This window comes from Bradyrhizobium sp. WSM2793 (genome assembly GCF_000379585.1).
GTDB lineage: Bacteria > Pseudomonadota > Alphaproteobacteria > Rhizobiales > Xanthobacteraceae > Bradyrhizobium.
Window position 1 is genome coordinate 13,308 of the sequence record NZ_KB902774.1, and the last position, 24,707, is coordinate 38,014.

The 24,707-nt window shown below is 60.7% G+C and carries 29 protein-coding genes; 14 read left to right on the forward strand and 15 right to left on the reverse strand.

Annotated features, from left to right (window positions below; translation table 11 throughout):
- Positions 1–96 precede the first annotated feature (96 nt).
- Complete coding sequence (gene msrB, locus A3AS_RS0109175) at positions 97–609, reverse strand: peptide-methionine (R)-S-oxide reductase MsrB (RefSeq protein WP_018317301.1); 513 nt, start codon at positions 607–609, stop codon at positions 97–99.
- 87 nt (positions 610–696) lie between these two features.
- Positions 697–2,166 carry an FAD-binding oxidoreductase gene (locus tag A3AS_RS0109180; protein ID WP_018317302.1) on the reverse strand — a complete coding sequence of 490 codons (1,470 nt, stop codon included), beginning with the start codon at positions 2,164–2,166 and terminating at the stop codon, positions 697–699.
- Positions 2,167–2,356: 190 nt separating this feature from the next.
- On the opposite strand from A3AS_RS0109180, the gene A3AS_RS0109185 reads away from it, so the two are divergent.
- The 5 genes from A3AS_RS0109185 to A3AS_RS0109200 all read left to right on the forward strand — a co-directional run bounded on the left by A3AS_RS0109185 (position 2,357) and on the right by A3AS_RS0109200 (position 5,592).
- A complete protein-coding gene (locus A3AS_RS0109185) occupies positions 2,357–2,893 on the forward strand; it encodes a histidine phosphatase family protein (protein WP_018317303.1) in 537 nt (178 codons plus the stop codon).
- 47 nt (positions 2,894–2,940) lie between these two features.
- Positions 2,941–3,366, forward strand: a complete 426-nt coding sequence (locus tag A3AS_RS0109190) for a universal stress protein (RefSeq protein WP_026201824.1) — start codon at positions 2,941–2,943, stop codon at positions 3,364–3,366.
- Between the two features lie 173 nt (positions 3,367–3,539).
- Positions 3,540–3,830, forward strand: coding sequence for a hypothetical protein (locus tag A3AS_RS48945; protein WP_245283173.1), 291 nt, complete (start codon positions 3,540–3,542; stop codon positions 3,828–3,830).
- 537 nt (positions 3,831–4,367) lie between these two features.
- Positions 4,368–4,865: a hypothetical protein gene (locus A3AS_RS0109195; RefSeq protein WP_157644243.1), complete on the forward strand. Its 498-nt coding sequence runs from the start codon at positions 4,368–4,370 to the stop codon at positions 4,863–4,865.
- Entirely contained in the window at positions 4,855–5,592 is a 738-nt protein-coding gene (locus A3AS_RS0109200; RefSeq protein ID WP_018317306.1) for a hypothetical protein, read from the forward strand. The genes A3AS_RS0109195 and A3AS_RS0109200 overlap by 11 nt, the downstream gene beginning before the upstream one ends.
- A 530-nt stretch (positions 5,593–6,122) precedes the next feature.
- Here A3AS_RS0109200 and A3AS_RS0109210 read toward each other — a convergent pair.
- On the reverse strand, positions 6,123–6,284 hold the full coding sequence (locus A3AS_RS0109210) for a hypothetical protein (RefSeq protein WP_157644244.1): 162 nt from the start codon (positions 6,282–6,284) through the stop codon (positions 6,123–6,125).
- Positions 6,285–6,557: 273 nt separating this feature from the next.
- Here A3AS_RS0109210 and A3AS_RS0109215 point away from each other — a divergent pair, with 273 nt between their 5' ends.
- From A3AS_RS0109215 to A3AS_RS43340, 3 genes are all read left to right on the forward strand, one after another.
- Positions 6,558–6,848, forward strand: a complete 291-nt coding sequence (locus A3AS_RS0109215) for a hypothetical protein (RefSeq protein WP_018317309.1) — start codon at positions 6,558–6,560, stop codon at positions 6,846–6,848.
- 13 nt (positions 6,849–6,861) lie between these two features.
- On the forward strand, positions 6,862–7,338 hold the full coding sequence (locus A3AS_RS0109220) for a hypothetical protein (RefSeq protein ID WP_018317310.1): 477 nt from the start codon (positions 6,862–6,864) through the stop codon (positions 7,336–7,338).
- A gap of 73 nt (positions 7,339–7,411) precedes the next feature.
- Positions 7,412–7,975 carry a hypothetical protein gene (locus A3AS_RS43340; protein WP_018317311.1) on the forward strand — a complete coding sequence of 188 codons (564 nt, stop codon included), beginning with the start codon at positions 7,412–7,414 and terminating at the stop codon, positions 7,973–7,975.
- Positions 7,976–8,390: 415 nt separating this feature from the next.
- Here A3AS_RS43340 and A3AS_RS0109235 read toward each other — a convergent pair whose 3' ends face one another.
- From A3AS_RS0109235 to A3AS_RS0109240, 3 genes are all read right to left on the reverse strand, one after another.
- A complete protein-coding gene (locus A3AS_RS0109235; protein ID WP_026201825.1) occupies positions 8,391–8,657 on the reverse strand; it encodes a hypothetical protein in 267 nt (88 codons plus the stop codon).
- Positions 8,658–9,136: 479 nt separating this feature from the next.
- Positions 9,137–9,442: a hypothetical protein gene (locus A3AS_RS47105; protein WP_157644245.1), complete on the reverse strand. Its 306-nt coding sequence runs from the start codon at positions 9,440–9,442 to the stop codon at positions 9,137–9,139.
- A 235-nt stretch (positions 9,443–9,677) separates the two neighbouring features.
- Positions 9,678–10,166 carry a DUF4440 domain-containing protein gene (locus A3AS_RS0109240; protein WP_018317315.1) on the reverse strand — a complete coding sequence of 163 codons (489 nt, stop codon included), beginning with the start codon at positions 10,164–10,166 and terminating at the stop codon, positions 9,678–9,680.
- 779 nt (positions 10,167–10,945) lie between these two features.
- Here A3AS_RS0109240 and A3AS_RS48215 point away from each other — a divergent pair.
- The 4 genes from A3AS_RS48215 to A3AS_RS0109260 all read left to right on the forward strand — a co-directional run bounded on the left by A3AS_RS48215 (position 10,946) and on the right by A3AS_RS0109260 (position 14,040).
- Positions 10,946–11,122: a hypothetical protein gene (locus A3AS_RS48215; protein ID WP_018317316.1), complete on the forward strand. Its 177-nt coding sequence runs from the start codon at positions 10,946–10,948 to the stop codon at positions 11,120–11,122.
- A gap of 125 nt (positions 11,123–11,247) precedes the next feature.
- Positions 11,248–11,736 (forward strand): pilus assembly protein N-terminal domain-containing protein, encoded by a 489-nt coding sequence (locus A3AS_RS0109250; RefSeq protein ID WP_018317317.1) that lies wholly within the window; start codon positions 11,248–11,250, stop codon positions 11,734–11,736.
- Entirely contained in the window at positions 11,733–12,047 is a 315-nt protein-coding gene (locus A3AS_RS43345) for a DNA ligase (protein WP_018317318.1), read from the forward strand. Before A3AS_RS0109250 ends, A3AS_RS43345 begins: the two co-directional genes overlap by 4 nt.
- 460 nt (positions 12,048–12,507) lie before the next feature.
- On the forward strand, positions 12,508–14,040 hold the full coding sequence (locus A3AS_RS0109260) for an Ig-like domain-containing protein (protein WP_018317319.1): 1,533 nt from the start codon (positions 12,508–12,510) through the stop codon (positions 14,038–14,040).
- Positions 14,041–14,295: 255 nt separating this feature from the next.
- Here A3AS_RS0109260 and A3AS_RS0109265 read toward each other — a convergent pair whose 3' ends face one another.
- From A3AS_RS0109265 to A3AS_RS0109300, 8 genes are all read right to left on the reverse strand, one after another.
- Positions 14,296–14,556, reverse strand: coding sequence for a hypothetical protein (locus A3AS_RS0109265; RefSeq protein WP_245283174.1), 261 nt, complete (start codon positions 14,554–14,556; stop codon positions 14,296–14,298).
- Complete coding sequence (locus tag A3AS_RS0109270) at positions 14,523–14,858, reverse strand: hypothetical protein (RefSeq protein WP_018317321.1); 336 nt, start codon at positions 14,856–14,858, stop codon at positions 14,523–14,525. The genes A3AS_RS0109265 and A3AS_RS0109270 overlap by 34 nt, the downstream gene beginning before the upstream one ends.
- Complete coding sequence (locus tag A3AS_RS0109275) at positions 14,855–15,124, reverse strand: hypothetical protein (RefSeq protein WP_018317322.1); 270 nt, start codon at positions 15,122–15,124, stop codon at positions 14,855–14,857. The genes A3AS_RS0109270 and A3AS_RS0109275 overlap by 4 nt, the downstream gene beginning before the upstream one ends.
- A 362-nt stretch (positions 15,125–15,486) precedes the next feature.
- On the reverse strand, positions 15,487–18,282 hold the full coding sequence (locus A3AS_RS0109280; protein WP_020508651.1) for a primase-helicase family protein: 2,796 nt from the start codon (positions 18,280–18,282) through the stop codon (positions 15,487–15,489).
- A gap of 106 nt (positions 18,283–18,388) precedes the next feature.
- On the reverse strand, positions 18,389–18,613 hold the full coding sequence (locus tag A3AS_RS0109285) for a hypothetical protein (protein ID WP_018317323.1): 225 nt from the start codon (positions 18,611–18,613) through the stop codon (positions 18,389–18,391).
- Between the two features lie 194 nt (positions 18,614–18,807).
- Positions 18,808–19,440 carry a hypothetical protein gene (locus A3AS_RS0109290; protein WP_157644246.1) on the reverse strand — a complete coding sequence of 211 codons (633 nt, stop codon included), beginning with the start codon at positions 19,438–19,440 and terminating at the stop codon, positions 18,808–18,810.
- Between the two features lie 348 nt (positions 19,441–19,788).
- Positions 19,789–21,039: a site-specific integrase gene (locus tag A3AS_RS0109295; protein ID WP_018317325.1), complete on the reverse strand. Its 1,251-nt coding sequence runs from the start codon at positions 21,037–21,039 to the stop codon at positions 19,789–19,791.
- A gap of 764 nt (positions 21,040–21,803) precedes the next feature.
- Complete coding sequence (locus tag A3AS_RS0109300) at positions 21,804–22,040, reverse strand: DUF1127 domain-containing protein (protein WP_026201826.1); 237 nt, start codon at positions 22,038–22,040, stop codon at positions 21,804–21,806.
- 186 nt (positions 22,041–22,226) lie between these two features.
- Here A3AS_RS0109300 and A3AS_RS0109305 point away from each other — a divergent pair, with 186 nt between their 5' ends.
- On the forward strand, positions 22,227–23,570 hold the full coding sequence (locus A3AS_RS0109305) for a PLP-dependent aminotransferase family protein (RefSeq protein ID WP_018317326.1): 1,344 nt from the start codon (positions 22,227–22,229) through the stop codon (positions 23,568–23,570).
- Positions 23,571–23,591: 21 nt separating this feature from the next.
- Here the strand turns inward: A3AS_RS0109305 and A3AS_RS0109310 are convergent, their stop codons facing one another.
- Positions 23,592–24,179, reverse strand: coding sequence for a hypothetical protein (locus A3AS_RS0109310; protein WP_018317327.1), 588 nt, complete (start codon positions 24,177–24,179; stop codon positions 23,592–23,594).
- 79 nt (positions 24,180–24,258) lie between these two features.
- On the opposite strand from A3AS_RS0109310, the gene A3AS_RS0109315 reads away from it, so the two are divergent.
- Positions 24,259–24,693, forward strand: coding sequence for a hypothetical protein (locus A3AS_RS0109315; protein WP_018317328.1), 435 nt, complete (start codon positions 24,259–24,261; stop codon positions 24,691–24,693).
- Positions 24,694–24,707: the final 14 nt, after the last annotated feature.

Below are 24,707 nucleotides of genomic sequence, written 5' to 3' on the forward strand. Positions count from 1 at the left end.
GCGAAGCATCGAGCCCTGGTGCGCATTGCGCACCTGAGAACCTCGAGATTCCGGACTCGATGCTCACGCATCGCTCCGGAATGATCCCCGCGAAACCTACGTCGCCGAGGCCGCCGCCGGATGGAACACCAGCCCGAAACCGTCGATGCAATAGCGCAATCCGGTCGGCTTCGGACCGTCGTCGAAGACGTGGCCGAGATGGCCGCCGCAGCGCCGGCAATGCACCTCGGTGCGCACCATGCCGTAGGCGCGGTCCTCGGTCTTGCCGACATTGCCCTCGATCGGCTGGTAGAAGCTCGGCCAACCGGTGCCGCTCTCGAACTTGGTCTCGGAGGCGAACAGCGGCAGGTCGCAGCCGGCGCAGGCGAAGATGCCTTTGCGGTGCTCCTTCAGCAGCGGGCTGGAGCCGGGCCGCTCGGTGCCATGGTTGCGCAGGATCTCATATTGCTGCGGCGTGAGCTGGGCGCGCCATTCAGCCTCCGTCTTCGTGATCTCGAACTTTTCCACGGCTTTCTCGCCAGCCTTGGCGGGCGTTCCTCTCAGCCAGCGGAAGGCCCCGAGGCCGAACAGGCCGGCGGCAGTCGTTAACAGGATGCGGCGATCAAACATCTCATTCTCCGTGCGCGGGCAATCCACGCCCTGAGATACGGGCTTCTGTCGGCCAAAGTTACACGTCCGGGCGGAATTTCTCTCAACTTATTGGGAGGCGGCGCCATCATGCGAGACCGGTTCCACGGCATGCTCTGCCTCCCGGACCGCGCGTATCGGCGGCGGGGCCGGTCGCGGCCTGACGCCGGGCGGTGGGCGGCGCGGGCCAGTGCCGGCGGCCCGATTGGCTTCGGCAAGGCGCGCCTCGCGCTCCCTGTCCTTGACCCTGGCGCGTTCGCGGTAGCGGGCGAGCGAGCCCGCGGCGGCAGAACTCGCCCTGCCCCAGATCCCGACCAGCTGGCCCGCGACCCGCCCCGTGGCGCCGCCCGCCCAGACCAGCTCGAACGGCGAGAACAGCTTCCACCGCTCATCGCCCCACAGGATGCTGCGCGCGATCATCTGCCCGGCCATGGCCGAAATGTTCATGCCCTGGCGGCCGAACCCGCTCGCCACCCAGAGGCCTTTGCGCAACTGGCCGATCTGCGGCATGCCGTGCACGGTCTGGCCGGTGGCGCCGCCGAACATTTCGCTGATCTCGACATTGCCGAGCTCCGGAAAGATCGTGCGGATCCGCCGCCTGACGCTGCCTGCAAAGCGCTGCGGACGCGCGGCCCAGGTGGTCTCCGGGCTCTCCCACATCAGCCGGTCGCCATCGACGATGCGGAAATGGTCGACCCCGTCGGAATCCATCACCGCTCCCTTGAAGGCGATGATCTCGTGCACGCGCTCGCCGAGCGGCGCGGTGATGCCGGCGTAGCGCCAGACCGGCAGCAGCGTCTCCGACAGCCGCCGCAGGGGCGCGCCGAGATGGATGTTGCCCGCGAGCACGATGTGGGTGGCGCGCAGCCGCGCCGACGGCGTGACGATGCGCTTGCGGATGCCGGAATGATCGATGCTGACGACCGGCGTGTCCTCGAAGATGCGGGCGCCGGCTCGCCGCGCCAGCGCCGCAAGGCCGTGCACATATTTGCGGCCGTCGACCTGGAATGCTTTGGGATAATACACGCCGTGGAAATAGCGATCGGTCTTGAGCACCTCGCGGACGCGATCGACCTGCCAACCCTCGGCCTCGGTGTCGAAATCCTCGTTCAGCATCTGCAACCGGCTAATCAGACGGTCGCCGGCATCGACGTTGGAGACCTCGAGCACGCCGTTGCTCGGGGCAATCCCCGGCATGTTCTCTTCCGTGGCGTTGGCCCGGACGAACTCGGCCCCCTCCTTCGACAGCGTCCACAATTCACGCGCGTCCTCAAAGCCGATGCGCTCGATCAGGTCGGTGAGCGGCAGCGCAAAGCCCGGCATCACGGTGCCGAGCTGGTTGCCGGAGGCGTTCCAGCCGATATGACGGCCCTCGAGCACCGCGACACTGGCCCCGAGCCGGGCTGCCTCCAGCGCGATGGAGAGCCCGGCAAGCCCGGCACCGATGACGCAGATGTCGGCGTCGAGATCGAACGACAGCCGCACACGGTCGCGAAAGCCGGCTTCTTCCTGGGACACGCTTGTGAAAGTCTCGCTCATGTCGTTTTCTTAGAGCATGATCCGGAAAACTGTGCAGCGGTTTTCCGAACAGATCATGCTCGAAATAACAACCTTAAGCACGATGACGATTCGTTCTAGTCTCATCGCGCTTTACACCTGCCAGGCGCTTGTCACCTTGTCCCCGCCCGCGTCTGTACATTATCCGCGACCGTAACGATTCGAGAATGCCATGCGCCGTTTGATGCTGCTGCGTCACGCCAAGACCGAGACCGACGCGCCGAGCGGCCGTGACCAGGACCGACGGCTCGACGATCGCGGCCACAAGGATGCCGCCCGGATGGGCGATTGGATCGCCGCCCATCCGCCCTTCCCCGAGACCGTGCTGGTGTCGCACGCCGTCCGGGCCCGGCAGACCTGGGACATCGCCTGGGAGGCGATGAAGCACCGCGTCCCGACGCCGCAGGTCGAGATCCTGCCGGAACTCTACGGCGCCGATCCCGCGCAGATCCTGGACTCCATTCGCACCGCAACCGCCCCGGCCAACCCGAAGCAATTGCTGCTGGTCGCCCACAATCCCGGCATGCACGAGGCCGCCTTGATGCTGATGGGCGGCGGCGATCATGATGGCGCCAGGGCGCTCAGCCACAATCTGCCCACCGCGGGACTTGCGATCTTTGACTTTGACGTCAAGGATTGGGGTGACGTGGCCTACCGCCGCGGCAAGCTGGTGCTTTTCACCAGCCCCAAGCTGCTTCGATCGGGATGATCGCGACGGCCGGGAAAACGTGCTGACTGGAAGATTTGGAGGCGCAGATGTTCAAGTCCATCCTCGTGCCCATCGACCTCGCCGACACCGACCTCGCCAAGCCGGCGATCGCGACCGCCGCAACGCTGTCGCAGACCTGGAGCGGCCAGGTGCGCCTGCTCAACGTGCTGCCGATGACGCCGGTGATGCTGGCCGAATACGTGCCGGCCGACTTCGACGAGCAGCAGCGCCAGACCTCGGAAGAAGCCCTCGCCATCGTCGCGCGCGAATCCGGCATCGAGGCTTCCCGCATCTCCAGCGTGGTACGCCAGGGCGGCATCTATCACGAGATCCTCGAAGAAGCCGTGCACATGAAGGCCGATCTGATCGTGATGACCTCGCACCGGCCGGCGATGCGCACCTATTTCCTCGGCTCCAACGCGGGGCATGTGGTGCGCTACGCGAAGTGCTCGGTGCTGGTGGTGAGGCATTAAGGATCGTCATAGCCCGGTCTCGTAGGGTGGGTTAGCCGTGCGGACTGCGCGAAGCGCTGACCGCTCGGCGTAACCCACCACTTTAATATCCGCGGCGGCAGAGAGGTGGGTTACGCCTGGGGACTGCGCTTCGCGCAGCCCGGGGCTAACCCACCCTACTCGTCTACAATCCCTTGCGTTTCTACAATCCCTTGCGTTGCCCGACGGGCAAAACACCCAATTGGTCGGTCAATCCGCGCCGTCGAAAATATTCCACTTTACCGAAATTCGGAAATCGCGTATGTGTCGCCTCAACCCGGCCCAAGGAAGAGGGGCGTATCGCGATCGTCACGAACGCGGGCCGGGCGGCGGTGGACGCAGGTGACATCGGCGCGAAGGGTTTTGCCGGGCGGGCAACCGTGAGCGAAGACCTCGCGCATACGACCGGTGTGATTCTAGCGTACGGCAAAATCGTGTGGTCCTGACGCCCGGGGTCTGTGCGTCAAGTGTTGCGGTGATGGGTGTCGTCCAACCGGACGCATCCGCCAGCCATCCGCAAGGCGACGGGGGCAATAGTGCAACGCTCCCCGGGGAGAGCACGACATAAGCCGTAAAACCACTGCGCAGGGAGTGGTCCAGGACGAAATCGTCAATGAAATCAATGCGATTTGGTGATTGTGTTCACCGTTGTGTCGCGATCCGCGATCCGGAAAAATTTTGCATCCATAGGACCTCACCGCACGATCCGGTACCGCTTCGCCGGATTCCGCCTCGGCCCCGCTGCGGCCTTCCCGGCATTCAGTGCCCGCATGATCCCGATCCGCGCGAACATGACCGGCCCGCCGCGCTCGGCCACAGCAGGCGGGCATGGAGGCCGAGGGCGGTTTTTAACATGCTCCCGGAACGGTGCACTCTTGTCCTCATTTAACGGTTGAAAACGCCAGCCGCCGCCCCCGAGCACCTAGGTAGCAGCCTCGAATCATGCCTATTCCCGGTAGTGAATGGGAATGGGGCTAACTGACGTGGAACAGAAGCACGCTACTATCCGCATAAAACTCGGCGCGCTTGAGGTCGAGTATGAAGGCGAATCCTCATTCTTGCAGGATCATTTGGTTCAAACGATTAGGGAATTGCTTGAGCTTCAGAAGGAAATTCCTGCGCCAGCCGAATCAGGAAGCTCAACGCCCGCCGCCGCTGCGGTAACGAATCCAAACGATGTCATCGATCTCTCCACAAGTACAATCGCCTCGCTGCTTAAGGTGGACAGCGGACCAGCCTTGGTCGTGTCCGCTGCTGCCCACATGCACTTTGCAAAAGCCAGTTCAACGTTTACGCGCAAAGAACTCATCATCGCCATGCGCGCAGCGCCGTCATACTTCAAGGAATCGTATGTCAGTAATTTAAGCGTGAGCTTGAAGCGACTCGTGGTCGACGAGACTTTGCGCGAAATAGGAACTGACACATTCGCCCTGTCCGCAAAAACGATCAGCGATCTAGAGCCCAAGCTGCGTGCTGCTTAAACCCTCAGAGCTAAAGAACTGGCTGCACCGCGACCTGTCGAGAATCGACAAGGTGCTCTTGGCGCTCGCCGCAAATGAGACGACGTCGCAGGTTGCGATGATCAAGACTTGCGCAGAAGATGCAGGACTCAGGGAAATTAAGAAGTGGAACGTCTCGCAAATTTTGTTAGGTGCCAAAGCGAAGGGGTTGGCTATTCCAACACCGACAGGCTGGGAGCTTACTGAGACGGGCAAACAGCATTTAAAGGCCCTAGGGCTCACAAAAATTAGTCCGGCGGCCGTGAACGTCGCCACCGACCTGCGCAATTTGCTGGTGACGGTCAAAGATAGCGATACGCGAGCTTTCGTTGAAGAGGCGGTGGCATGTTACGAGCTTGAATTCTTTCGATCCGCAGTAGTCATGTCGTGGCTAGCCGCTGTCCACGTGCTGAGGCGGGAAGTGATTCAGCATCACCTGAAAGCGTTTAATGTGGAAGCTGCGCGCGTGGACAACAAATGGAAGCCAGCCAAGACGGCAGACGATCTCGGTCGAATGCAGGAAGCGGACTTCTTGGACAGGCTGGCTGCCATTTCCGCGATCGGGAAGAACGTCAAAGAAGAGCTGCAGAAGTGCCTTAAACTCCGAAACGGCTGCGGTCATCCCAACACATTGAAGATCGCGACCAACACGGTAGCGAGCCACATCGAGATTCTATTGCTCAACGTCTTTCAGCCATTTGCAAAGTAAATGTAACGGTAGTCTCACGTCGCGTTAGGAAACTGCGTATTCAATTCCGGACAGCGGATCACTTCACCGTCACCCTTTCAGCACATCTCGCAGCCGCTCACTGGTCGCGCTCCACACCGTTAACGCGTCAACCTGCAACCGATGCTCCGGCGTGTACACACTATTCCACTCAATGCAGCCGCTGGTGACGAGGATGAACCTCACTCATCTGCTCCAATCGCAGCTCCAGCCGCTCATTCAGCATCAGCGCTCTGAGCGCACTGCGCCAATCACCGTTAGGCGCATCCGTTCGACGATCCTTTCTGGTTGTGGACGGTCACTCTGTCGCTGCCCGGTCCACCGTCCGGTGCGGCTGCGAGCCTCGAAGACGCCAAGGCGGCGTTCAAGGCAGCTTGGACGACTTGGAAAGCGAAGCAGGCACCGGAGCGGTTGGCGAAGGCCTATGAGCAAATCGGAGACGGTTAGGGCGGTGATCGGACTGAGCGGATTGCTCAGCCTCCCTGGTCCCAAACGATTATACAGGCGCGGCGCTATTGCCCTCCGGCGCTTTGCGAATGCGCGGCCACTACCTTCTGCGCCTCTTGCTCGATAATTTTCACCGCAGCATCAACGGCCCGCTCGTGATCATCGTCGAGAGATTTGTCCCTCATCCAAGAATATAAGTAGACCGTCAACGCATCCTGCAGTGTCATGGCAGGCTCCTCCAACAACAGCGTTCTGTACCCCCGCTCGGAATGATCCTACTTTCCGGACACCGTCGCAATCGGATGATGTCTTTAAGTCAAGGTTAAGCTTGATAGCTGCAATGCAGTTCAAATCTGCGCGGCTGGCGTGGCGCGGACGTGCGGCCGAAATTCTGAGGGCAATCCCTGATATCCACAGGCGGCTCCGTAGTCCTCCGGCTCCTTACTACCCTGCATTGTGCCATCGTCGTGTCTCCCGATTCGTCAGCAGAGGACACGCGCATGGCACTGAACGACGGTGAGATCGCAATTGTTAAGGGCATGCTGCTTCGCGGAGACCGGCAGCACGATATCGCGGCATACTTCGGCATCAATGGTGGTCGCATTGCCGAGATCAGCACAGGACAAACCGGCAGCAGCATCGCTGCTGCATCAGCAGAAGACCTGCCGCCAGCAGGCCCGTACATGGCTGGTCGCTCAGCACTCCGTGCTCGCGATACGCTGACTGCGCTACGCGATCTCATTCAAGACGCAATCACCGACATCGACCTGTACGAGAAGCCAAGAGACTGACGAGCATTTGCTGATGGCAGATACTTCACTGTGGCCAGTTATTGTTGGCGGCTTGCTGACAATGTGCGGTGTCGCCGTTTCCGGCGGCGTAACTATTGCACTCAATCGAGCTCAGGCCCGCGACGAGCAAAAGAAAAGGCGCGCTGAAAAGTTCGAGCAACTTGTGAGCGCGGTATACGAATTTGACCTCTGGCTCGACATGAAGGAAGACGTGCTTGCGCGACTCGAAAAGATAAAGCTGGAGATTTCGCCGCTCGCAAAGCTCGAAGCCATATCGGCCGTGCACTTTCCGCAATTCCTGCCAAAGATTGACGAGCTGCACCGAGCGTCCTTGGGGTACATAGGCTGGATGACACAAGCCGGAGCCAAACGAGCTAGCGGCGACTTCGCGCTGCACGACGGCTTGAACGAACTGTACGGCAATTATGCGCAGAAACGCCGCGAGCTGTTGGATCAATTGAAGCAATACGCGGTGGATCACTTCAAGTAGCAGCCGCTCTCTGTTGATGGCACCTCGCCGCTCTCCGTCGGCTGGCTGCTCTCACGCTTGTTGGCATCGATCAATGATCGTCGGCTTGACCCACTCTCATTCCGACGGAGACGTTCAGGCGCTCGCCCGCCTCTTGCACGATAATGGATGGTTGGAGGAAGGATACACCGGCGGGATTGCCCAAATATCTCCTCGAGGATTCATGCACGCGAGCGACTCCCGTGTTTCTGAATCCGTCACCGGCTTCATTGCCATGTGGTTCGACAAATCCATGGACGTGGCCCGCGACCAAGGGCTCGACCCAGCAATTCGGGCGGCCGGTTACACGCCAGTCATCGTGAGCGGCGTTGAGCATATCAACAAGATTGACGATGAAATCGTCTCGCAAATCCGCAAGTCAAAATTTTTGGTGGCGGACTTTACCGGCCATCGCGGAGGCGTCTATTTCGAGGCAGGCTTTGCGATGGGGCTCGGCTTGCCGGTCTTTTGGACGTGTCGAAGAGACGATTTAGCCAACCTCCATTTCGATATTCGTCAGTACAACTGCATTGATTGGGTTGATACTACCGACCTTGCAGCGCGGCTCACACGACACATTGAGGCCATCATCGGCCCAGGTCCTGTAAAGTCCAAGTAGATCAATTCACTCCCAGCTCACACGCAGTCACGGTTGACGCTGATCCAAATGCACCGTTGCCCCAGCGGATCGTCATGGCTATGGACGGCATCAGTTATCACCGCGCGCCAACTTCGCGACAGCTCGACGGAGCTTGATCTCGATGCACCGAGTGCAGATCAGCTCGCCGTCCCCGGCCGGTGGCGCAAGAACGGTCAACTCTTCTGGGGCGAACTCTTCTTCGCAGTGATCGCAGCGGGGGATTTCGTGCATCCGCGTATTTGCTCACGCTCTTGTGGCGGAATTCGGCAAAGGCGCCGGAATGAACCAAGAACCGCTGGTCAGTTGGTGTCTGGTTAACACAAAAAGTCGCGCCGACAGGGATGGGCGCGACTTTTCTCGAATAGCCAAAGACGATCAGAAATGATGCCCTCGACTATTTCTCCTTGATGACAGTCGTGCTGCTACTGCTACCAACTGTCCCTTCCTCGCAGACTTTGGTCTGCTTGATGCGATCTTCGGCTTCCACGCGGCTCTTGAAAGCCAGCGGACCGATCTGCGTTATGACCTCCTTGTCCGCCGGACGTGTCGTGGTAACGGTGCATTGGCGGTTCGGACCCTGCACGACATAGTACTCATCGGCCAGTGCCGGGGCGGCGCATCCGATGATTAATGCGCCAGCAAGCAGAAGTGGTGCTTTCATTGTCGCCTCTCCTTTCAAGTGCTGCCGAACAAAGGACAAGCGCGATCAAGAGAGATGCCGCGTGCTACTGCGCACACGCTTATCCTTCAATCCTCTCGGCGGCTCTGTAACTCGCCCGAGACTTCAGAGTTCCCCGATTTTCAGTGCATGCAAAGCTGCATCAAAACCTGCTGAGAGGTTGGTTGCGGCAGCACCCGCCGTGGGACGAGGCGAAGGCGCTGCAACGGTGAGGCGCTTAAGGCCGTAGTGCGTGGGAGAAGGAACACAAAGCCGCTGCATAGGGCGCGCGCTCTCGCCGGAGGCGCAAACAAACGGCGAGTGCTAATCTCTGCTTATGAGCGAACTCACTTCTTCATGGCGTCTGCTGCGTCCCTCGCCGCATCCTTAAACATCACCAGCGGCGTTGTGCACGGCGCCCTTGGCATCAGCCTTGCCTTCCCTTTGCAGGTCCTTATCGCCAAATCGTGCCCCTGGCCTTGTCAGCGACACCCTTCACGTGCTCGCGATCCATAGCTCGCTCCTTTAGTCTTGGTTGACGAACAGCGCATGAGACCGCTCCAGTGAGCACTTGTGCCGGTGTGCTTCGGCCCCATATTCGACGTATGCAACTCACCGATATCCACGACCAAGCAATCCAAGCCCGCATGGCGCTCGTCGTCGGCGCAAGGACGTTTGACCGGCTGTTCGCAGGCGTACGGTTCGATGAAGTCGATGGGGATATCCTGTTCGTCTACGCCAAGGATGAGGACACCGCCGCGAAGATCGAGGATGAATTCGCGGTGCACATATCTTCTATTGCCTCAAAGATATTGGAGCGGGAGATCAACATCGTGATGGTGTTGCCCAGACAGCTCGTCAGTCGAGCTTACGAGAGGCCGGGGATCGGCGGTGGTCAATGTCCGGTCTTCTGCGGACAGCCGACATGGAATTCGGCTGGTGCATGTTCGGCTCGGGGCCAGGAACGGACCAGCACTCAGTGTTTTACGAGGGCCACCTGCGAGACAACCTGCCGAACTGCAGTCATTGCGCGGGCGCAGGTATCGGCAGGATGCTCGACACTTTCCAGCCGCTTGGCGTCTTCACTAACAGCTGATTCATCAGGAATCTCGTCTGTTGCGGCGATTGGCCGGTGGCTCCGATCGTGAATATGATCGGGACATAGATTTGGGCAACGCTGTCTCCGGTCATGATGACCTTCAGGTTCGCCACGTCAGGCTCGAGTTTCCAGGTTCCCTCGTACAGCGCGGTAAAACGTTTGAGCGCAGCATCGGCGCCCCACACGGGGGTGCCGCGAGTGATCCAGAGAAAATCGGGTGAGGCTAGCAACAGGGACTCGACCGCCTTGACGTCGTGCGCATTTTGAGCGGCCACGAAGCGATCGAACGTCGTCCGCACCTCATCTTCAGGCGCCGCAACGGCGGGCTCTATCATCACGACAACAAAAATGAGCAGCACGCGCGCGATCAAACGACGCGTGACGCGACTGCGGTACAGATCGACGATCTTCATGTTCCGCACTCCTTCTACGGTTTCGCTCACTTGGCTTCCGGTCGGCGGTGACCACCCAATTGGCCATCCGAGTAGCGGGTGGCGGCGGCGTCCACATGGCGCCTCCGGAAGAAGCGCATCAGCCAACCCCTCAAATCTAGCACTTTGCGAACGGGTCGTCAGTGAGCGCGTAGCTTCGCCCGGCTCAGGTTAGTTCTGCTCTGGGTCACAAGCGGCGGTCGCGGCAAGCGCAGCCCTACGCCCGGTTTACGGCCGATAGCCGACAATCACAATGACGGCTGACAAGCTGACGTTGGTGGGGGCCGAACCATAAAGGCGCTACAGCCCAAAGGCACCTTGCTCGTATCGAAATTGCCGTTCAACGGCGGGCCGGCCTCAGACAGGAAGCCCATCCGTAAATTTCCCAAGTGTCGTGAAAACACCGAAGCCAAAGCAATGGGCCGACCAAGAGGTCCGACGATTGATCACGCTAGCCCGGCAGGGAGCTGGTACATCGAGGATAGCCGTCGAACTGGGCCGCCACGCCGGATCGGTTAGGCGAATGGCGCGAACGATGGGAATATTGTTGAAGAAGTAGCCATCGTCCGAAGGCGCGCAACGGTCTGCCTGATGCCCCACACCTTCCGAGGCCGCCATAAGATGGTACCCGGCATCCGTGCTGCACTGCGAACTTCGTTGCGGCTACGTGGCGCCCGTAATTTTACGGCCGTTGCACATCCGCGATCTTTGGCATCTACTTCAGATAGATTTTATGACGATCCATTTTCCAATGAGGACGCATGAGCGTCAAAGCCGTGATGGCCGCTATCCTCAAAGACCAGATGATAGCGCGCGGCGTGAACTCCCTATCGCCCTCCGACTATGAACAGATCGTAGAACTGCTGATCGAACAGCTCAGAGAGCTGGAGCTTAGCTTGGCTGTGCGAGAGATAACTGAGAAGCACGAGCCGCAATAGATGATCAGCAATCGAAGGTGACGCTTGAGAGATGACCAAAACGCATAATCGCCCAGCGTCGCGACGAGATAGCAAAGCTTGCCTACCCTTATTCCGGCTGCTGCCAATTCAAACGGAGGTCAACCATGCGTAACACTCTGCTCGGCGCCCTTGTCGTTGCCGTTCTTTCCATCGCATCAGCACAGGCTCAGCCGCCTGAAGAGCTGAACATCGACCACACCATCACCATGCAGGCCGGTGAAACCCGCATCTATCAATTCGAACAAGCCGTCAACCAAGTCGATCTTGTCCAGCCGATTGCGGAGGTCAAGCCGCAGACTGATCGCACCTTCACCATTCGCGCAATCGGCGCGGGGTCAACCATCTTGACTGCTTACAACGGCGAAGCAAAAGGTCAGACCGTGGTCTTTCGCGCGCGCCTCGTTGTTGAAGGCCATCTCGTCAAGATTTACGGCCAAGGGGGACAGCGAGAGGTCGGCGGCTATACGCCGTATCTCTGCACGTCCACCGGATGTGGACGCGCAAACCCGGATGTCGTGCGCGGGCCTGATCGCGTGACGATCACCGAAGACGCGAAGGGCAATGTGCAAGCAGTCGAGAAGGAATACCGGTGATACCAGCCATCGAACGCACAGGTCATCTCACCGAGCTGATCTTGGGCGGTGACGACCTCCGCATGCTTCCGCTGTCGATGCGGAAGACGAACTTGGAACGCCTGCTGTCGCGGCGTCCTGAAGGCGTCTTTATCAATCCCTTCGAACGTGGCGAGCTTGGACCTGATCTGTTTCGCGCTGCCTGCAAGCTAGGACTTGAAGGGCTGGTGTCGAAACGGCGAGACCGGCCCTATCAGGCGGGGCGGTCCAAGCACTGGGTGAAGGTGAAGAACCGGAAGCACCCAGCGATGGATCGGGGTGGCATGTTTTGACGCCTCTTACCCTAGCACTTCCCTCGGGAGGGGAAGATCGCAGAGGTTTTACATCGACGCAAAATCACCTCGTAGGACTGCGACGTTGAGCCGCGTAGTGGATAGGTCTCGTCGGCTTATGCTCGAAATTCTGGGAGAGCTGCCTATCCCCGGGTGTTAGCCCGACATAATCGGCCCGTGTGCCGCAATTTACACCTATGGGCAGTGTTGTGCCTTCAGCGAGCACGCTTTTGGTGCCCGCATCAATGACCCTTCCTTGCAGAGAGCTAAGGCAGGCTTTTGCGGATGCGTCCGAGCTGACAAAGGACCGCCAACACGAACTGGCGTTGCCCCCGCTCAACTGCACTCGAAGTCCCCTTGGTGTAACTGAAACTGAGACATTTCGGATTTTCGCGGAGAGCGACGAATGAAGGAAACTCCTGCCCGGCTATTTTCGGGCTGACAGAAGGAGGAACTACGAATGACGAGCTATTCGTATAGCACCCTCAACGATCCCGACGCAGCAGGCGACAGCGTCGCCGCTGGGATCAACGACAATGGCCAGATCGTCGGGTACTATGTTGACGCCAATGGCAACCAACAGGGTTTTCTCTATAGTGGCGGCAACTACACCACGCTCGACGAGCCCTCGTCCCCGTACAGCACCTACGCCGAGGAGATCAACGACGATGGGCAGATTGTCGGTTTTTACACTGACCAAATCGGTGCCCACGGCTTCCTCTATAGCGACGGTATGTACACCACGCTCGAAGACCCCTCGACCACACCTGGCAACACTCTTGCCATGGGGATCAACGACAATGGCCAGATTGTCGGTTATTATGGCGACGGTAATGGCGTCCACGGCTTCGTTTATAGCGCCGGCACCTACATTACGCTTGACGATCCCTCTGCCGGTCCCATCGGCACGGTCGCGACGGGGATCAACGACAATGGGCAGATCGTCGGTTACTACTACGACGCCAACAACTTGGGTCACGGGTTCCTTTATAGCGGCGGCACCTACACCACGCTCGACTATCCTTTTGCCACAAGTGACACAATTCTCGAGGGGATCAACGACGATGGGCAGATCGTCGGATACTATAGCGACGCCAGCGGTTTGCATGGGTTCCTTTATAGTGGCAGCTACACGACGATAGACGACCCCTTGGGCAGTCAAAGTCAAGCATTGGGCATCAACAGCACAGGTCAGATCGTCGGCGCTTATTGGGATAACACCGGCGGCCACGGCTTTCTGGCGACGCCCGTGCCCGGTTCGCCCCCGGTGGCGAAAGACGACATCGCCGGAGTAACAAAGGGGAAGGTAGTGACCGCCAGTGCCGCTCAAGGCGTGCTGGCCAACGACACCGATCCGGACGCCGACACCTTGCAAGTTAGCGCGGTCAACGGCGCTTCGTCGAATGTCGGCCACGCACTTGTCGGTGCTTACGGCACGCTTACCTTGAACGCGAACGGCAGCTACAGCTACGCCGCGGCAAAGGGCGGCAGCGCATCTCAGACACTGCCGCAGGACACGTTCACGTATACAGTCGATGACGGTCACGGCGGCACCAGCACGGCCACGCTAACCGTATCGGTCGTGGGAACCGGCCAGACTTATGTGAAGGGAACCGACAGCAACGACACGCTGAAGGCAGGCGCGAGCCGAACCGTGCTTGATGGAGGAAACGGCAACGACACCCTCATCGGCGGCAACAGCGCCGATGCGCTAATCGGCGGACGAGACAATGATACCCTTACCGGTGGCAAGGACGCTGACACGTTCGTGTTCAATCCTAGTTTCGACAAGGACGTTATCACCGACTTCAAGCCAAATGCGGATCACATCCAGATAGATGACACGCTGTTCGCAAATTTTGCCGAAGTGCAGGCTCATGCAGCCAATGACGGACACGGCAACACCGTGATCACGTATGACGCGAACGACACGATCACGCTGACGGGCGTGGCTCTCTCGCAACTACATGCGAATGATTTCTTGTTCGTGTGACGGCTCAGCGACAGCACCGACCAGAACAGTGGCCCCGACGATATCTCACGTCGGGGCCGTTCAGATCATCGGGCCGGTTACATCCGCCGTGCCTTACGATCCTTAATGTCGTCGACTACCGCACATGATCTGGTGCAGAACGTGGTACGGCTGAGGCATAAAGGGCTCGGCCGCCAGCTCGCCCGTGTGAGGCTCGTAACAGCAGACTAACGGCGCTCCGAACTCCTCGATGCGCTTAGAGCCATGATCGGCCAGTTAGTGGAGCGTCGCGGATGGCCGCTCCGTCATCGCCTCGACAAATTGCCGCAAGCGATCCATAGCTTTGCGGCGCCACGCCTCCAGCTCGCCGGCGTATTTCGCCAGGTCCGCACGAAACTGTTCGCCGTGAATGTCGGCACCGCGCGCAAGGAGTTGCTGCGCATAGGCCGTGAGCGCAAGATCGCGATGGCGGCACAACTCGGCGTTTGCCTCGTCCAATACTTTCATTTTGAACCCCGCTTCACAGCCAATTTCCAAATACTTCCGCCTTCACCCGGCCGGACGCCGGTGTTTTCCGTCTCGGCATGCCAAACTGAACCCCCATGCGTGATGAAGGACCCCCGCGGATACGTCCGCGATGCATCCCAAATGCCCAAGTAGCGCAGTGTCGGACGGGATTCGAGTTCCTTGATCCGCTCTTTCAGCGGCGTGATTGCGGCCAGCACGAAATCGCCGATCACCGGTGCCAGCGATTTGACGAGGCCTTCGATCTCGGCTCGCTGCTGTGGCGAAACCTTAGCTTCGATCGCACGGCGCTCTTCCGGAGTTGGGACGTTCATGGCATGTGCCTCGTGTCTGCTGGCCGGCCATGCCGCGCTTCGTAGGCAAGCTGCAACCGCGCCTGTTCTCGAACCAGTGTGCGCGCAGCCAAAACGTTCTCGGCCTTGTCGCGATGCCACAACAGTTCGCGGATGCGCTTTTCCAGCCGAGCAATCGGAATCAGATCGTCGATTTCGGGCGAAAGCCGAACCACCCGGCACCCTGCCTTTATTGCGGCGATCCGCCGCCCATATTCCAAATCGCTCGCTTTCAACCTGACCACCATGTGTGTCTGCCCTCAACTTTGAAGTTGATCTCTACAATAGCAGATCGGCCAACCCCCCTCCTAGGAATTTAATCCCATTGCGTACGGACCAGCCGGTGCGGTAATCGGGGCTTTGCAAGCCGGTTCGAGTGCACCCCCCCGGAGGTCAAAGAACCTAGCGATGACTGCGGGCAGTGAAGGAAGTGAAGGAAGTGGTTTTCCATTGTACCTCTCTTCCTTTTCCTCCTTCGTTCTTCTCAGAGCCGCAAAAAGAAGAAGGGAAGAATGGAGAGGGAGTACAATGGAAAACCACTTCCTTCACTTCCTTCACTGCCCGACCGAGCAATTGGCTCGGTCGACGCCTCGCGGTCTTCGTCTCCACTTCAGTCATCACGGGTGATCCAGACCAGCCCGTCGAGGCAGGCGATCCAGTTCGCCGTCTGCAAGCCGTCCTTGGCCTGCCAGAACAATCGATCTCGCTCCTCCTTCACCGGCACCGACGACAAATGACCGCGCTCGCACATGGAGCGCCACTCCTCCAGCGCGACAACTCGAATGAGCGGTGGGAACTCGCTGGCCTTGGAAGTCGGCGGAGACCGGCCGTGATCATTGACGCACCGGGTCAGCAGCTCCAGGGCGCGGCGTTGAACGTCGCTTAGCGCTCGCTTGGCCTCGGCGTTGGCCCGCGCTCGCGCCTTGATCTTGATCTCGGTCCGCAGGCGCGCCTTGGCTTCCTCCTCGGCCTCGGCCTGCCGCCGCGCGTTGGTCTCCTTCTGCGCTCGCGAGGTGGCCTCCGCCTCCGACTTGGCCTTCGCGTCGGCATCGGCCTTCTTGATCAGATCGCCGACCGCCTTGATCTGGTCGTGGACGGACAGCTCTTTCTGCGCGTAGACGACCTGCTTGGCGCCCAGAATCTTCCAGAGGCCGGTCTTATCGCCGGCATTGCGGACCGGCAGATACCCGGCCTGGGCCATCCGGTGCGGAATGGCGCGCCGGCTCTTGCGGTCGATGATCCAGCCAGCCAGGTCCTGCAGGTGCGGCACCGCGTCGGCTTCATCGGCGAGCTGCTTGATGGTGATCGCTTTCGGATTGCCGAGCCGATCCAGCGTCTCGACCAACTCAACCTCTTCCGGCGCCGCGTTTGCATTGGCGATGCTGAAGAAGGCTTCGGTTTTCTTCGGCGACGCCTTGGCGTTGAAGCCCGACAGGTCGTGCCCGGCAAGATAAGCGGCGACGTGGCGGTCGCCTCCGTCCTCGTACCAAGCCCAGAGCTGGTCGAAGTAGCCGTCCTTGAAGTCGCCCTGGGTACAGTCGCTCCACGCGACATAATGCCGGCGATCGTCCGGCGGCAGATAGACGCCGTTGGTGAGATAGTTCGAGGTGATGATGATGCCGTTGACGTTCGGGATGTAGTATTCCGGGCGATGCTTCTCGTTGATGCGATGCACGTCGGGCGGCGCCGCAATGATCGTCTTCATCATCTCATAGAATGCAAAGCGATCGAAGTCGCCGAGGTCGCGGCACTCGCTGATGCGCAGCACCGTTGACTTCAGATAGTCGGTGAAATTCGACTTGATGATATGCTGCGGAGACACCTCGACGAAATTCCACGGCCCGACCGCGCGCTTCACCGGTTCGAGCAGGCTGTCCTTGCCGACGCCCGGCCCGCCGCCGAGAAACAGCGCGTGATTGATCTTGGCCTCCGGGTGCTGCACCTTGTACGCACACCAGCGGATGATGTGGTCGGCATCGTTCGGATAGACCTTGCGGACGTGATCGATCCACAGGGTCGCCATGCTGGCATCGCCCGGAATGATCGCCGGCGGCCGGAAGAGGTTGAGCATGCTGGCGCCGGGGTGCTCAAACCATCCACCCAGCGCCACCAACCGATTCTTGATCATCATCGGCTCGCCGGGCGCCCACGTCACCGCCTCGATGGGACGGTTCTTGTCCAGCCATTCGCTGGCCGGCATCTTCTTGGGCTTCTTCTTGCTGTCCAGCACCGGACGGCCGTCCACGTCCAGCACCGCGACCGGGCGGATGCGCGCGTTGACGCTCGGAGACGGCCACGGCTTCCGCGTTGGCAAGTAGATATAACTGTGCGTTTCCATATCGGCGACGAAGTGATCGAGCGTCACCGGCAAGGTCTCGGTGAACTTCTTGATTGCGGACTGGATGATGCCGTTGAGATACTTGTCGCCCTTGTAACGCTTGATGCTCTCCACCCGCTCGGGCGCGTCCTTCTTTGGCGCGTTATCGATGGCGTCGCGCAGGAGCTTCTTCAGCTTCTTATCATCAAGACATTCGAAGTAAACGGCGACGTAGCTCGCAGCCGCGCGCGTCAGCGGACCGTTGAAGCCGTGCCGGCCGTCGCCGTCACCGATCTCGCCGAGAATGGCATCGAAGCCTTGGGCGCCACCATCGCCCTGTGCGCTGCCGGGAGTGGTTTTGCTGGTTGCGGCCTTGTCGGCGCCTTCGACTTTTGCGCCGGCAGCTTCGTACTGGGTGAGATCGTTGCGATGGTCGATGAAGCTGCCGTAGGTGACCTCGGCGCGATGGTCGAGACCCGGCTTGTTCATGACATAGCCGTAGTAGTAGGCTTGAGAGAGCGTGAAGCTCTCTCTTGCGGCAACCTGATCGACGCCAAGCTCGGCCTTCATGAAGCCGTCGAGCCGCGCGACCAGTTTGGCGCGCATCTCGGGCGGGAGCGGCTGCGAGGTCGGTGCCAGAATACGCCAGCGCGGCGCGCCAGGTGTATGCGAGGGCGACGTGTAGCCCAGCGCGTAGATGCCCATTGCCGTGAGGGCCTTCACGGCGTCATCGAAGGCGATCTTCCTGCCGTCGTAGTCAATCTCGATGCCGCTGATCTGCGTCACGTTGACGTCGTGGCGCAAGCTACCCTTGTCGGTGCGCTTGTCGCCAAACTTCGCCAGCTTCAGCCAGGGCAGGACCTCTTTCTTGCGCCTCGCTGTCGACAGCACAAGTTCCTGCATTTCGACCAGGGTGAGTTTGTCGGTCGTGTGGGTCTTGGCCGCGAAATCCTTGAAGAACGTGACATGGATTTTTGCAAGTCGCGGCGGCGGCTCCTCGCACGGCTCGAAGAGCGGCGCGCGTTCGATGGTCTCGGCGAAATCATCATAGAATTTTGCAAAGGCATCGAATTGTGTGCTATCAAACATAGGTGGATTTCCCAAAAGTTCACATGAAGATGAACCAAGCGCTCACTTGGTTTTACGGAAACTAAAGGCCCCGCCGCTGAACGCGGCGGGCCTTCGCGTTTTCGGATCAGGCCGCCCGCTCGCGCTTGTGGCGCCACGCGGCCGCCGCTTCCTTGCTGATCAGGACGCGCGTGCCGACATTGATCGTGCGCGGCATCTGCTTGCGGTTCTTGTAGAAGAGCTGCACGGAGATGCGGTGGCGCGCGCAGAATTCCTTCACTGTAAACGCATCTGCGTCGTCCGCGACGTCGCGCGGTGCGGTCTTCCGGCCGGTGACTTCAGGGCGGGCCATAGGTTTGTCTGCTCCTACTCGTGTGGTGGCGTGTAGGAGGCAATAGAGCGCAGTCTATCTGCTTCGTAGAGTGCTACGATGGATGTTAGTTCAGGATTGATAGGGGAAGTCGCCAATAGCGCAGCGGCTCCAGGCTCTTGTCGCACGATGCGACGCTCGCCCTCGGCCCCCGTCGCGGCAGACTCCGCCAGCCATCAGGATTTCTCGGTGATTCGCACATGCATCGCGTACATGAGCCAGGGATTATATCCCTGGCGTTGTCCTCGATGGCGGACGATCATTTTAGCAACGCCAGATGGCGTGAACTCCTTACCGAGGATGGCCTTGAGCGTGAGCGTTAGAAAATCGACAACAGGAGCATAGGGCGTGCCGGCATCGTCCTTCTTCCTCGACCAGCGCAGCGTCCCGCCAGACTTCTTCCACAGGTCCATCAATCGCGTTTCCAGTTCTGCCTTGATAGGGTCATTCTTGCCGGCGAACGGCTGAACCCACAAATCGTAATCGGAAAGCCACGCATCAAGTCGGTTCTCCGGCGTCTCGAAATCGGGGTGGACAAAGTCATCATCCAGCAGGCCGTCCGCCAGCACTCCCGCCAACGCCTTCTGGGACTGGCGCACTGACATCAATGCCTTATAGATTTTTTCCCGCTGCTTTGCCGGTTTTTTCCCGTGCAATTTTTTAATCCACATCTCCCTGGTGGCCCGCGCCGCCCAAAAAGCTTGACCGATCTTGTCGATCTCTCTGCGCAAATCGATGCCCTGGGACGTATGAGTGCAAGTCGAACGAATTGCCCGCCATTCTGCTTCGGAGAGAGCAGTAAATGGCACGACGCTTTTCGCGCGAGTGGGACGGTGGCGTCCTGAAGCAAGCTTCGATGCTCCGTGTCGTGGCCGGCGACCGGCCGATGCGTTGTCACTCTTAGGCATAACTGGCGCTGACGCTTCCGAATTTGCTGGCTCAATAACGCAGAGAGCCGCAGCGCGTTGCCACGCGGCTCATGAAACTTCGGTGATCAAATTGGCGCAAGTCGACCCACAGTCCGGCGTCGCCGGCTAGAGGCGCCAACAACTATTGTTTGGTACCAGCCGACGTTAGTGGGTAGCTGTTGGAGGGCAACCGTTGGAGAACACGTTCGAGGACAACGTTATTCATCAACCGACGAAAAAGCTCGCCCGTCAACTCGCCAGCGCAACGATATTGTTGCTGCTTGCCGGCTCACTTTGGAGCAGCGCCTTGCGAGAGATGTCATCGCCGTGCTCGGTGATGAACTTCGAGTAGGTTCGCTCGATCATCGCGACGCTGGTGTTATGCAGCGATGCGACCAGTCTGATCGGAATGTTCTGCAAGAGCATTCGCACGATGCTCGAATGTCTCAGGGCGTAGATCGTCACAACGGCAGGGTCGAGTCCGATCGCTGTGACGATCTTGTCGATCTGGCGGTGATAGGTCTGGCCAGGATTATCGCCCCAGGGGCTTCCGTCGCTCTGTAACAGCAGCGGCGCATCGCCATCGCGACCTTTCGCCGTCTCTTTCAGCTTGGTCGCGAGCTGCGCCGTGATGGGCACGCTGTAGCGCTCGACTTTCTTCTTGGCACGATTGCGTCCGCCGCCCTTGGCTGATTTCGGCATCGACAGTTTCGGCCGCACTGGATGGGCGTGCAGATCGGCAACGCGCAGGCGCACAGCTTGGCTTGGCCGCGCGCCTGTGATCGCCAACATATCAGTCAGCAGCCCCAACTTGTCATCCAGCCCATAGGCGGTGACGACGAATTCCCGCACTTTCTGATCAGAGAGGACGACGTTGCGGGCTTCCTGTGCATCCGGCAGGCCGGCGAGACCAACGTCCCACGCGCGCTTATTCTGAATGCGCTGGTCGTGCTGTGCAGCCACCTCCAGCGCCGCGCACAGGCAGCCGCAGAGCCGATTGATTGTCGAAGGCGCGATCTTGGTCAGCAGGCCGTCGCGCCATTTCTGCAACTCGTTCGAAGTGAGCAGTGCGACAGGCTTGGCGAGCAGGACGGATGTGAGGTGCACTCGTGGCCATTGTGCGTTGTAGGGGTTGGCGCTGCGCGCTTTGAGATCGGCTTCATAGGCCGTCAGAGCGCCGTCCACGGTGACGGGTGCATTATCGCCGGTCCCATGATCGCCGCACGCCAAACGTTTCGCGGCGTCCTGCGCCTGGAAGAACGTCATGACGTCTTTGCCGTCAGAGTCAGCGAAGTCGTCGGCATCGGCGATGCGCTTGGTCCAGTAGGCACCATGACCGTTGCTCGATTTCACCACCCATGCGCCATTGGTGCGATTACGCCGATAGAGCAGCGAGACGCCTCGGGCAAGCGATGGGCCGGGATACGGCTTGCGACGAACCTGCATTTTCAAACGAGCGCTGCGGCTTTCGAGGGCGCTGTTGCGGACCTTGCGTGCCATGTGTGTCCCCGGTTTTGTCCCAATGGTGTGTGGTAATGCGGAGGGAAGCCTATGGCACAATATGGCAGGAAGTTTTGTCGGATCAACGGGTTGGCTATTCCACACCGGTCTCTACGATTCCATACGGAGATTTATTTTCCTCTGCGCAGGGAAGGCCGGGATGTCCTGGCTACACCTGTATGCCGCTGTGCAGCTTCTTGTTACGCAGATTTCGCACAGTGGACCGCGGGTGCCAGCCGGCGCCCGGTCTTCCCTGCGCCCTCTTTCAATTGAGGGCGAAGCGATGAAGCACAGCTCGGGCGAAATGAGCCGCGAGGATGCGAAGCTGTGTCTGTTGTTCGAAAATGAATCGATACATGCCGCGACTACCAAGCCATCCCCGTCACCCCCGCGCAACGGCGAAGCCGTTGTCGCTGGAGGTGCGCGCACTGCGGCGCGACAGCGTCGCAGTGCAAGCCTCGAAGGGCGACGGCCCGGCTGCATCTCGGCCACTCATCCTTCGAGGCTCAGCATGCGATGCGTTCGCATCGCATGCCTCGCACCTCAGGATGACGGGACAGATAGTGTCGATGCGGAAAGAGTCGGGATGGCTTGAGTTAGAACTGTTCGCCAAACACCGCTCTCGTGCCCCGGACGCAGCGCAGCGCAGCTTCGACGGTGCGCTGCAGAGCCGGGGCCCATGTATCAGCGACTGCGCGGCTTCCTGGGTCCCGGCTCCGCGCAGCAACGCTTGCGCGTTGCGGCCCGTCCGGGACACGAGAGGCTTACAGATACCGCGTCAGCTCGGCCTTGACCTGCCCGTAGACGGCGTCCTCGATCTGGCTGCGCGTGATCCCGATGTCGCGCAGGGCACGGTCATCGAGCTCGTTCAAGGTCTTGACCGCGGAGCGGCGCTCGAGGCGGTTGAACAGCGCATAGGCGCCTTGGGCGAGCGTTGCAAAAAATCCGCCCGTCGAGGATGGGCGTAAACTCCGCCCTGCAGTTTGCGAGATCGTGGTCATGTTTCTTCTCCGGCCTGGTGTCCCGCGCGGCGAAGCAGGTGCCGTTGGCGCCGACGCATTCAGCGCCTGCACCTCATTTGCCGTCGGATTGCTCTCGCTCTCCTCGGCTCAATCGTGGAACTTGATGGAACTTAAATGCTCCAGTACACTGCTCGGAGCAAGTAAAACATTGCTCTCGGTGCAATAATGTCCAAGTTCGAGTACGTGAAGCTTGCCGATGCCATTGCCTCGGATATCTCTAACGGCACGTTAAGGCCCGGCGATCGGCTGCCGCCCCAGCGCAATTTTGCCTATGACCGCGGCATTGCGGTCTCGACCGCGAGCCGGGTTTATACGGAGTTGCTCCGCCGCGGGCTCGTCGTCGGCGAGGTCGGCCGCGGCACCTTCATCTCCGGCGACATCAGGCGCGAGGTCGAGGCGTTGAGCGAGCCGCGCGATGCGCGGATCGATTTCGAGGTCAATTATCCGCTATTGCCGCAGCAATGGGCGATGATCGCCAAGAGCCTCGCAGGGCTGGAGCGCGTCGACGCGCTCGAATCCGCGCTGCGCGTCTCGACGAGCACCGGCACCAAGAGCGCGCGCAACGCGGCCGCCGCCTATCTCGCGCGCAAGGATTTCGCGCCGCAGGCCGAGCAGATCGTCTTCACCGCCAACGGCAAGCAATCGCTCGCAGCCGCGCTCGCGGCGCTGGTGCCCACCGGCGGCCGCTGCGGTGTCGAGGCGCTGACCTACCCTTACGTCAAGAGCATCGCGGCGCGGCTCGGCATCACGCTGGTCCCGATTCCCATGGACGAATTCGGCGTACGTCCCGATGCGATCCAGAAGGCGCATCGCGAAGCGCACCTGTCGGCGCTGTATCTGCAGCCCATCATCCAGAACCCGCTCGGCGTCACCATGAACGCGACGCGCCGCGCCGACATCATGCGCGTCGCCGAAAAGCTCGACCTCACCATCATCGAGGACGCCGTCTACGGCTTCCTCGCCGACGACACGCCGCTCGCCGCGCTCGGGCCGGACCGCTGCATCGTGCTCGACAGTCTGTCCAAGAAGGTCGCGCCGGGCCTTGCGCTCGGCATCCTCGTGGCACCGCCGCACTTGCGCGAAAGCGTGATGAGCGCGGTGCGCACCGGCGGCTGGATCGCATCGGGCCATGCGCTGGCGGCCGGGCAACGGCTGATGGCCGACGGCACCGTCGCGGAATTGACGCGGCTGAAACGCATCGATGCGGCGCGCCGGCAGCAGACCGCGGCAAGGCTGCTCGCGGGCTACCAGCACGCCGCCGATCCGCGCTCCTACCATCTCTGGCTGACGCTGCCGCCACACTGGCGCTCGCAGACCTTCGTCGCGGCCGCGGCCCGGCGCGGCATCGCGCTGACGCCGTCCTCCACCTTCGCGATCGCCCACGGCCATGCACCGAACGCGGTGCGCCTCGCGCTCGCGCCGCCCACCTTCGAGCAGCTCGATTCCGGCCTGCGCACGATCGTCTCGCTGCTCGGCACCAAGGAAGAGGATTTCGACTCGACTGAGTAGCGATTGGTCGTAGCCCTCGGTCTAGGGCAGCAAGGCCTTCGGCACCTGATCGAAGCTGTATCGCTGCGGCTGGTTGCGCCGGACGAAGCCGCCGACCTGCCAGGCGAACAGCGCGGCAAAGCCGAGGATGAAAAGCGCGCCGGCGAACTCGCCGCTCACGAGGGCGCGGATCAACAGGCCCGCCATCGCCACCGTCAGCACCGCCAGGAATGCCAGCACCGCGGCATAGGCGGTGCGGCCGAGCCCTGCCGTCAGCACCGCGCGGCTGCCCGCCTTCGCCATCCGCGCGTGCAGCGCGAGGATGAACGCGCGAAAGCCGTTGTCCTGCGGCGCCATCAGCGCCGCGGTCTGCCAGCTCGTCGACAGGATCGCGATGCGGCGGCCGCTGTTGTGAGTGACATCGGCGCGAAAGCGGTGCTGCTGCATCGACACCGGGCGGAATGACAGCCGGATCGCGCTGATCTCGTCGTAAGGCCAGAGCGAGGTGCGGCCGCCGATGTGCCAGGACAGCCCCTGCTCCGTCAGCTCGAAGCGATGCGCCGAGCCGATCAGCGACGCCTTGTAAGCATAGCTCGTGACCGGCGTGGCCTCAGCTTCCGACCCCTGCATCCCCTCAATCAATCCTGTCCGCCCCATCCCGGCCGCGATCCGCTTGCGCGATCGCCCTCGCCCATCCTACAAGCGAGGCATGGCTGAGACGACCTTTTTTCCGCGCCGCCTGATTCTCGGCGCCGCCGTGATATCAGGCGTGCTGCTCGCGCTCGCGGTGCACATGCTGGGGGCGCGCTATGGGCTCGACCTCGGCGGTCTCTGGCGCTCCGATACGCATGAGTTCATCCCGGCAGGCGCGGCGATCGCGTGGTGGCTGATCGCGACCGTCGGCTTCTCCGGCGGCTATTTCACGGCAACGTTGATGCAGAGCGCGGTCTCCGGCCAGATCCCGCAACGGATGCGGCAGTTCCTGATCGCGGTCGGCGTGCTGCTGCTCGCGGGTGCCGGCCAGGTGGCCTCGGCGCCGAGCCCGATCCCGACCGTCGCGGGCGTGCTGGCCGGGCTCGCCGCGCTGTGCCTCGGCGCCGTCATGGCATTTTGCGGCGCGCATTTCGCATTGCGCCGAGGCTAGAGCATGATCCAGAA

Excerpts from the sequence above, each read along its gene's own strand:
- A3AS_RS0109185 (WP_018317303.1), top strand. The coding sequence starts at position 2,357 with ATGCGCCGTTTGATGCTGCTGCGTCACGCCAAGACCGAGACCGACGCG.
- A3AS_RS0109240 (WP_018317315.1), bottom strand. The coding sequence starts at position 10,166 with ATGAAGATCGTCGATCTGTACCGCAGTCGCGTCACGCGTCGTTTGATC.
- A3AS_RS0109215 (WP_018317309.1), top strand. The coding sequence starts at position 6,558 with ATGGCACTGAACGACGGTGAGATCGCAATTGTTAAGGGCATGCTGCTT.
- A3AS_RS0109180 (WP_018317302.1), bottom strand. The coding sequence starts at position 2,166 with ATGAGCGAGACTTTCACAAGCGTGTCCCAGGAAGAAGCCGGCTTTCGC.
- A3AS_RS0109310 (WP_018317327.1), bottom strand. The coding sequence starts at position 24,179 with ATGCAGGGGTCGGAAGCTGAGGCCACGCCGGTCACGAGCTATGCTTAC.
- A3AS_RS0109300 (WP_026201826.1), bottom strand. The coding sequence starts at position 22,040 with ATGACCACGATCTCGCAAACTGCAGGGCGGAGTTTACGCCCATCCTCG.
- A3AS_RS0109210 (WP_157644244.1), bottom strand. The coding sequence starts at position 6,284 with ATGACACTGCAGGATGCGTTGACGGTCTACTTATATTCTTGGATGAGG.
- A3AS_RS43340 (WP_018317311.1), top strand. The coding sequence starts at position 7,412 with ATGATCGTCGGCTTGACCCACTCTCATTCCGACGGAGACGTTCAGGCG.
- A3AS_RS0109220 (WP_018317310.1), top strand. The coding sequence starts at position 6,862 with ATGGCAGATACTTCACTGTGGCCAGTTATTGTTGGCGGCTTGCTGACA.
- A3AS_RS0109250 (WP_018317317.1), top strand. The coding sequence starts at position 11,248 with ATGCGTAACACTCTGCTCGGCGCCCTTGTCGTTGCCGTTCTTTCCATC.
- msrB (WP_018317301.1), bottom strand. The coding sequence starts at position 609 with ATGTTTGATCGCCGCATCCTGTTAACGACTGCCGCCGGCCTGTTCGGC.
- A3AS_RS0109260 (WP_018317319.1), top strand. The coding sequence starts at position 12,508 with ATGACGAGCTATTCGTATAGCACCCTCAACGATCCCGACGCAGCAGGC.
- A3AS_RS0109275 (WP_018317322.1), bottom strand. The coding sequence starts at position 15,124 with ATGGTGGTCAGGTTGAAAGCGAGCGATTTGGAATATGGGCGGCGGATC.
- A3AS_RS0109315 (WP_018317328.1), top strand. The coding sequence starts at position 24,259 with ATGGCTGAGACGACCTTTTTTCCGCGCCGCCTGATTCTCGGCGCCGCC.
- A3AS_RS0109190 (WP_026201824.1), top strand. The coding sequence starts at position 2,941 with ATGTTCAAGTCCATCCTCGTGCCCATCGACCTCGCCGACACCGACCTC.
- A3AS_RS0109280 (WP_020508651.1), bottom strand. The coding sequence starts at position 18,282 with ATGTTTGATAGCACACAATTCGATGCCTTTGCAAAATTCTATGATGAT.
- A3AS_RS0109305 (WP_018317326.1), top strand. The coding sequence starts at position 22,227 with ATGTCCAAGTTCGAGTACGTGAAGCTTGCCGATGCCATTGCCTCGGAT.
- A3AS_RS48215 (WP_018317316.1), top strand. The coding sequence starts at position 10,946 with ATGAGCGTCAAAGCCGTGATGGCCGCTATCCTCAAAGACCAGATGATA.
- A3AS_RS0109235 (WP_026201825.1), bottom strand. The coding sequence starts at position 8,657 with ATGAAAGCACCACTTCTGCTTGCTGGCGCATTAATCATCGGATGCGCC.
- A3AS_RS0109285 (WP_018317323.1), bottom strand. The coding sequence starts at position 18,613 with ATGGCCCGCCCTGAAGTCACCGGCCGGAAGACCGCACCGCGCGACGTC.
- A3AS_RS0109295 (WP_018317325.1), bottom strand. The coding sequence starts at position 21,039 with ATGGCACGCAAGGTCCGCAACAGCGCCCTCGAAAGCCGCAGCGCTCGT.
- A3AS_RS0109270 (WP_018317321.1), bottom strand. The coding sequence starts at position 14,858 with ATGAACGTCCCAACTCCGGAAGAGCGCCGTGCGATCGAAGCTAAGGTT.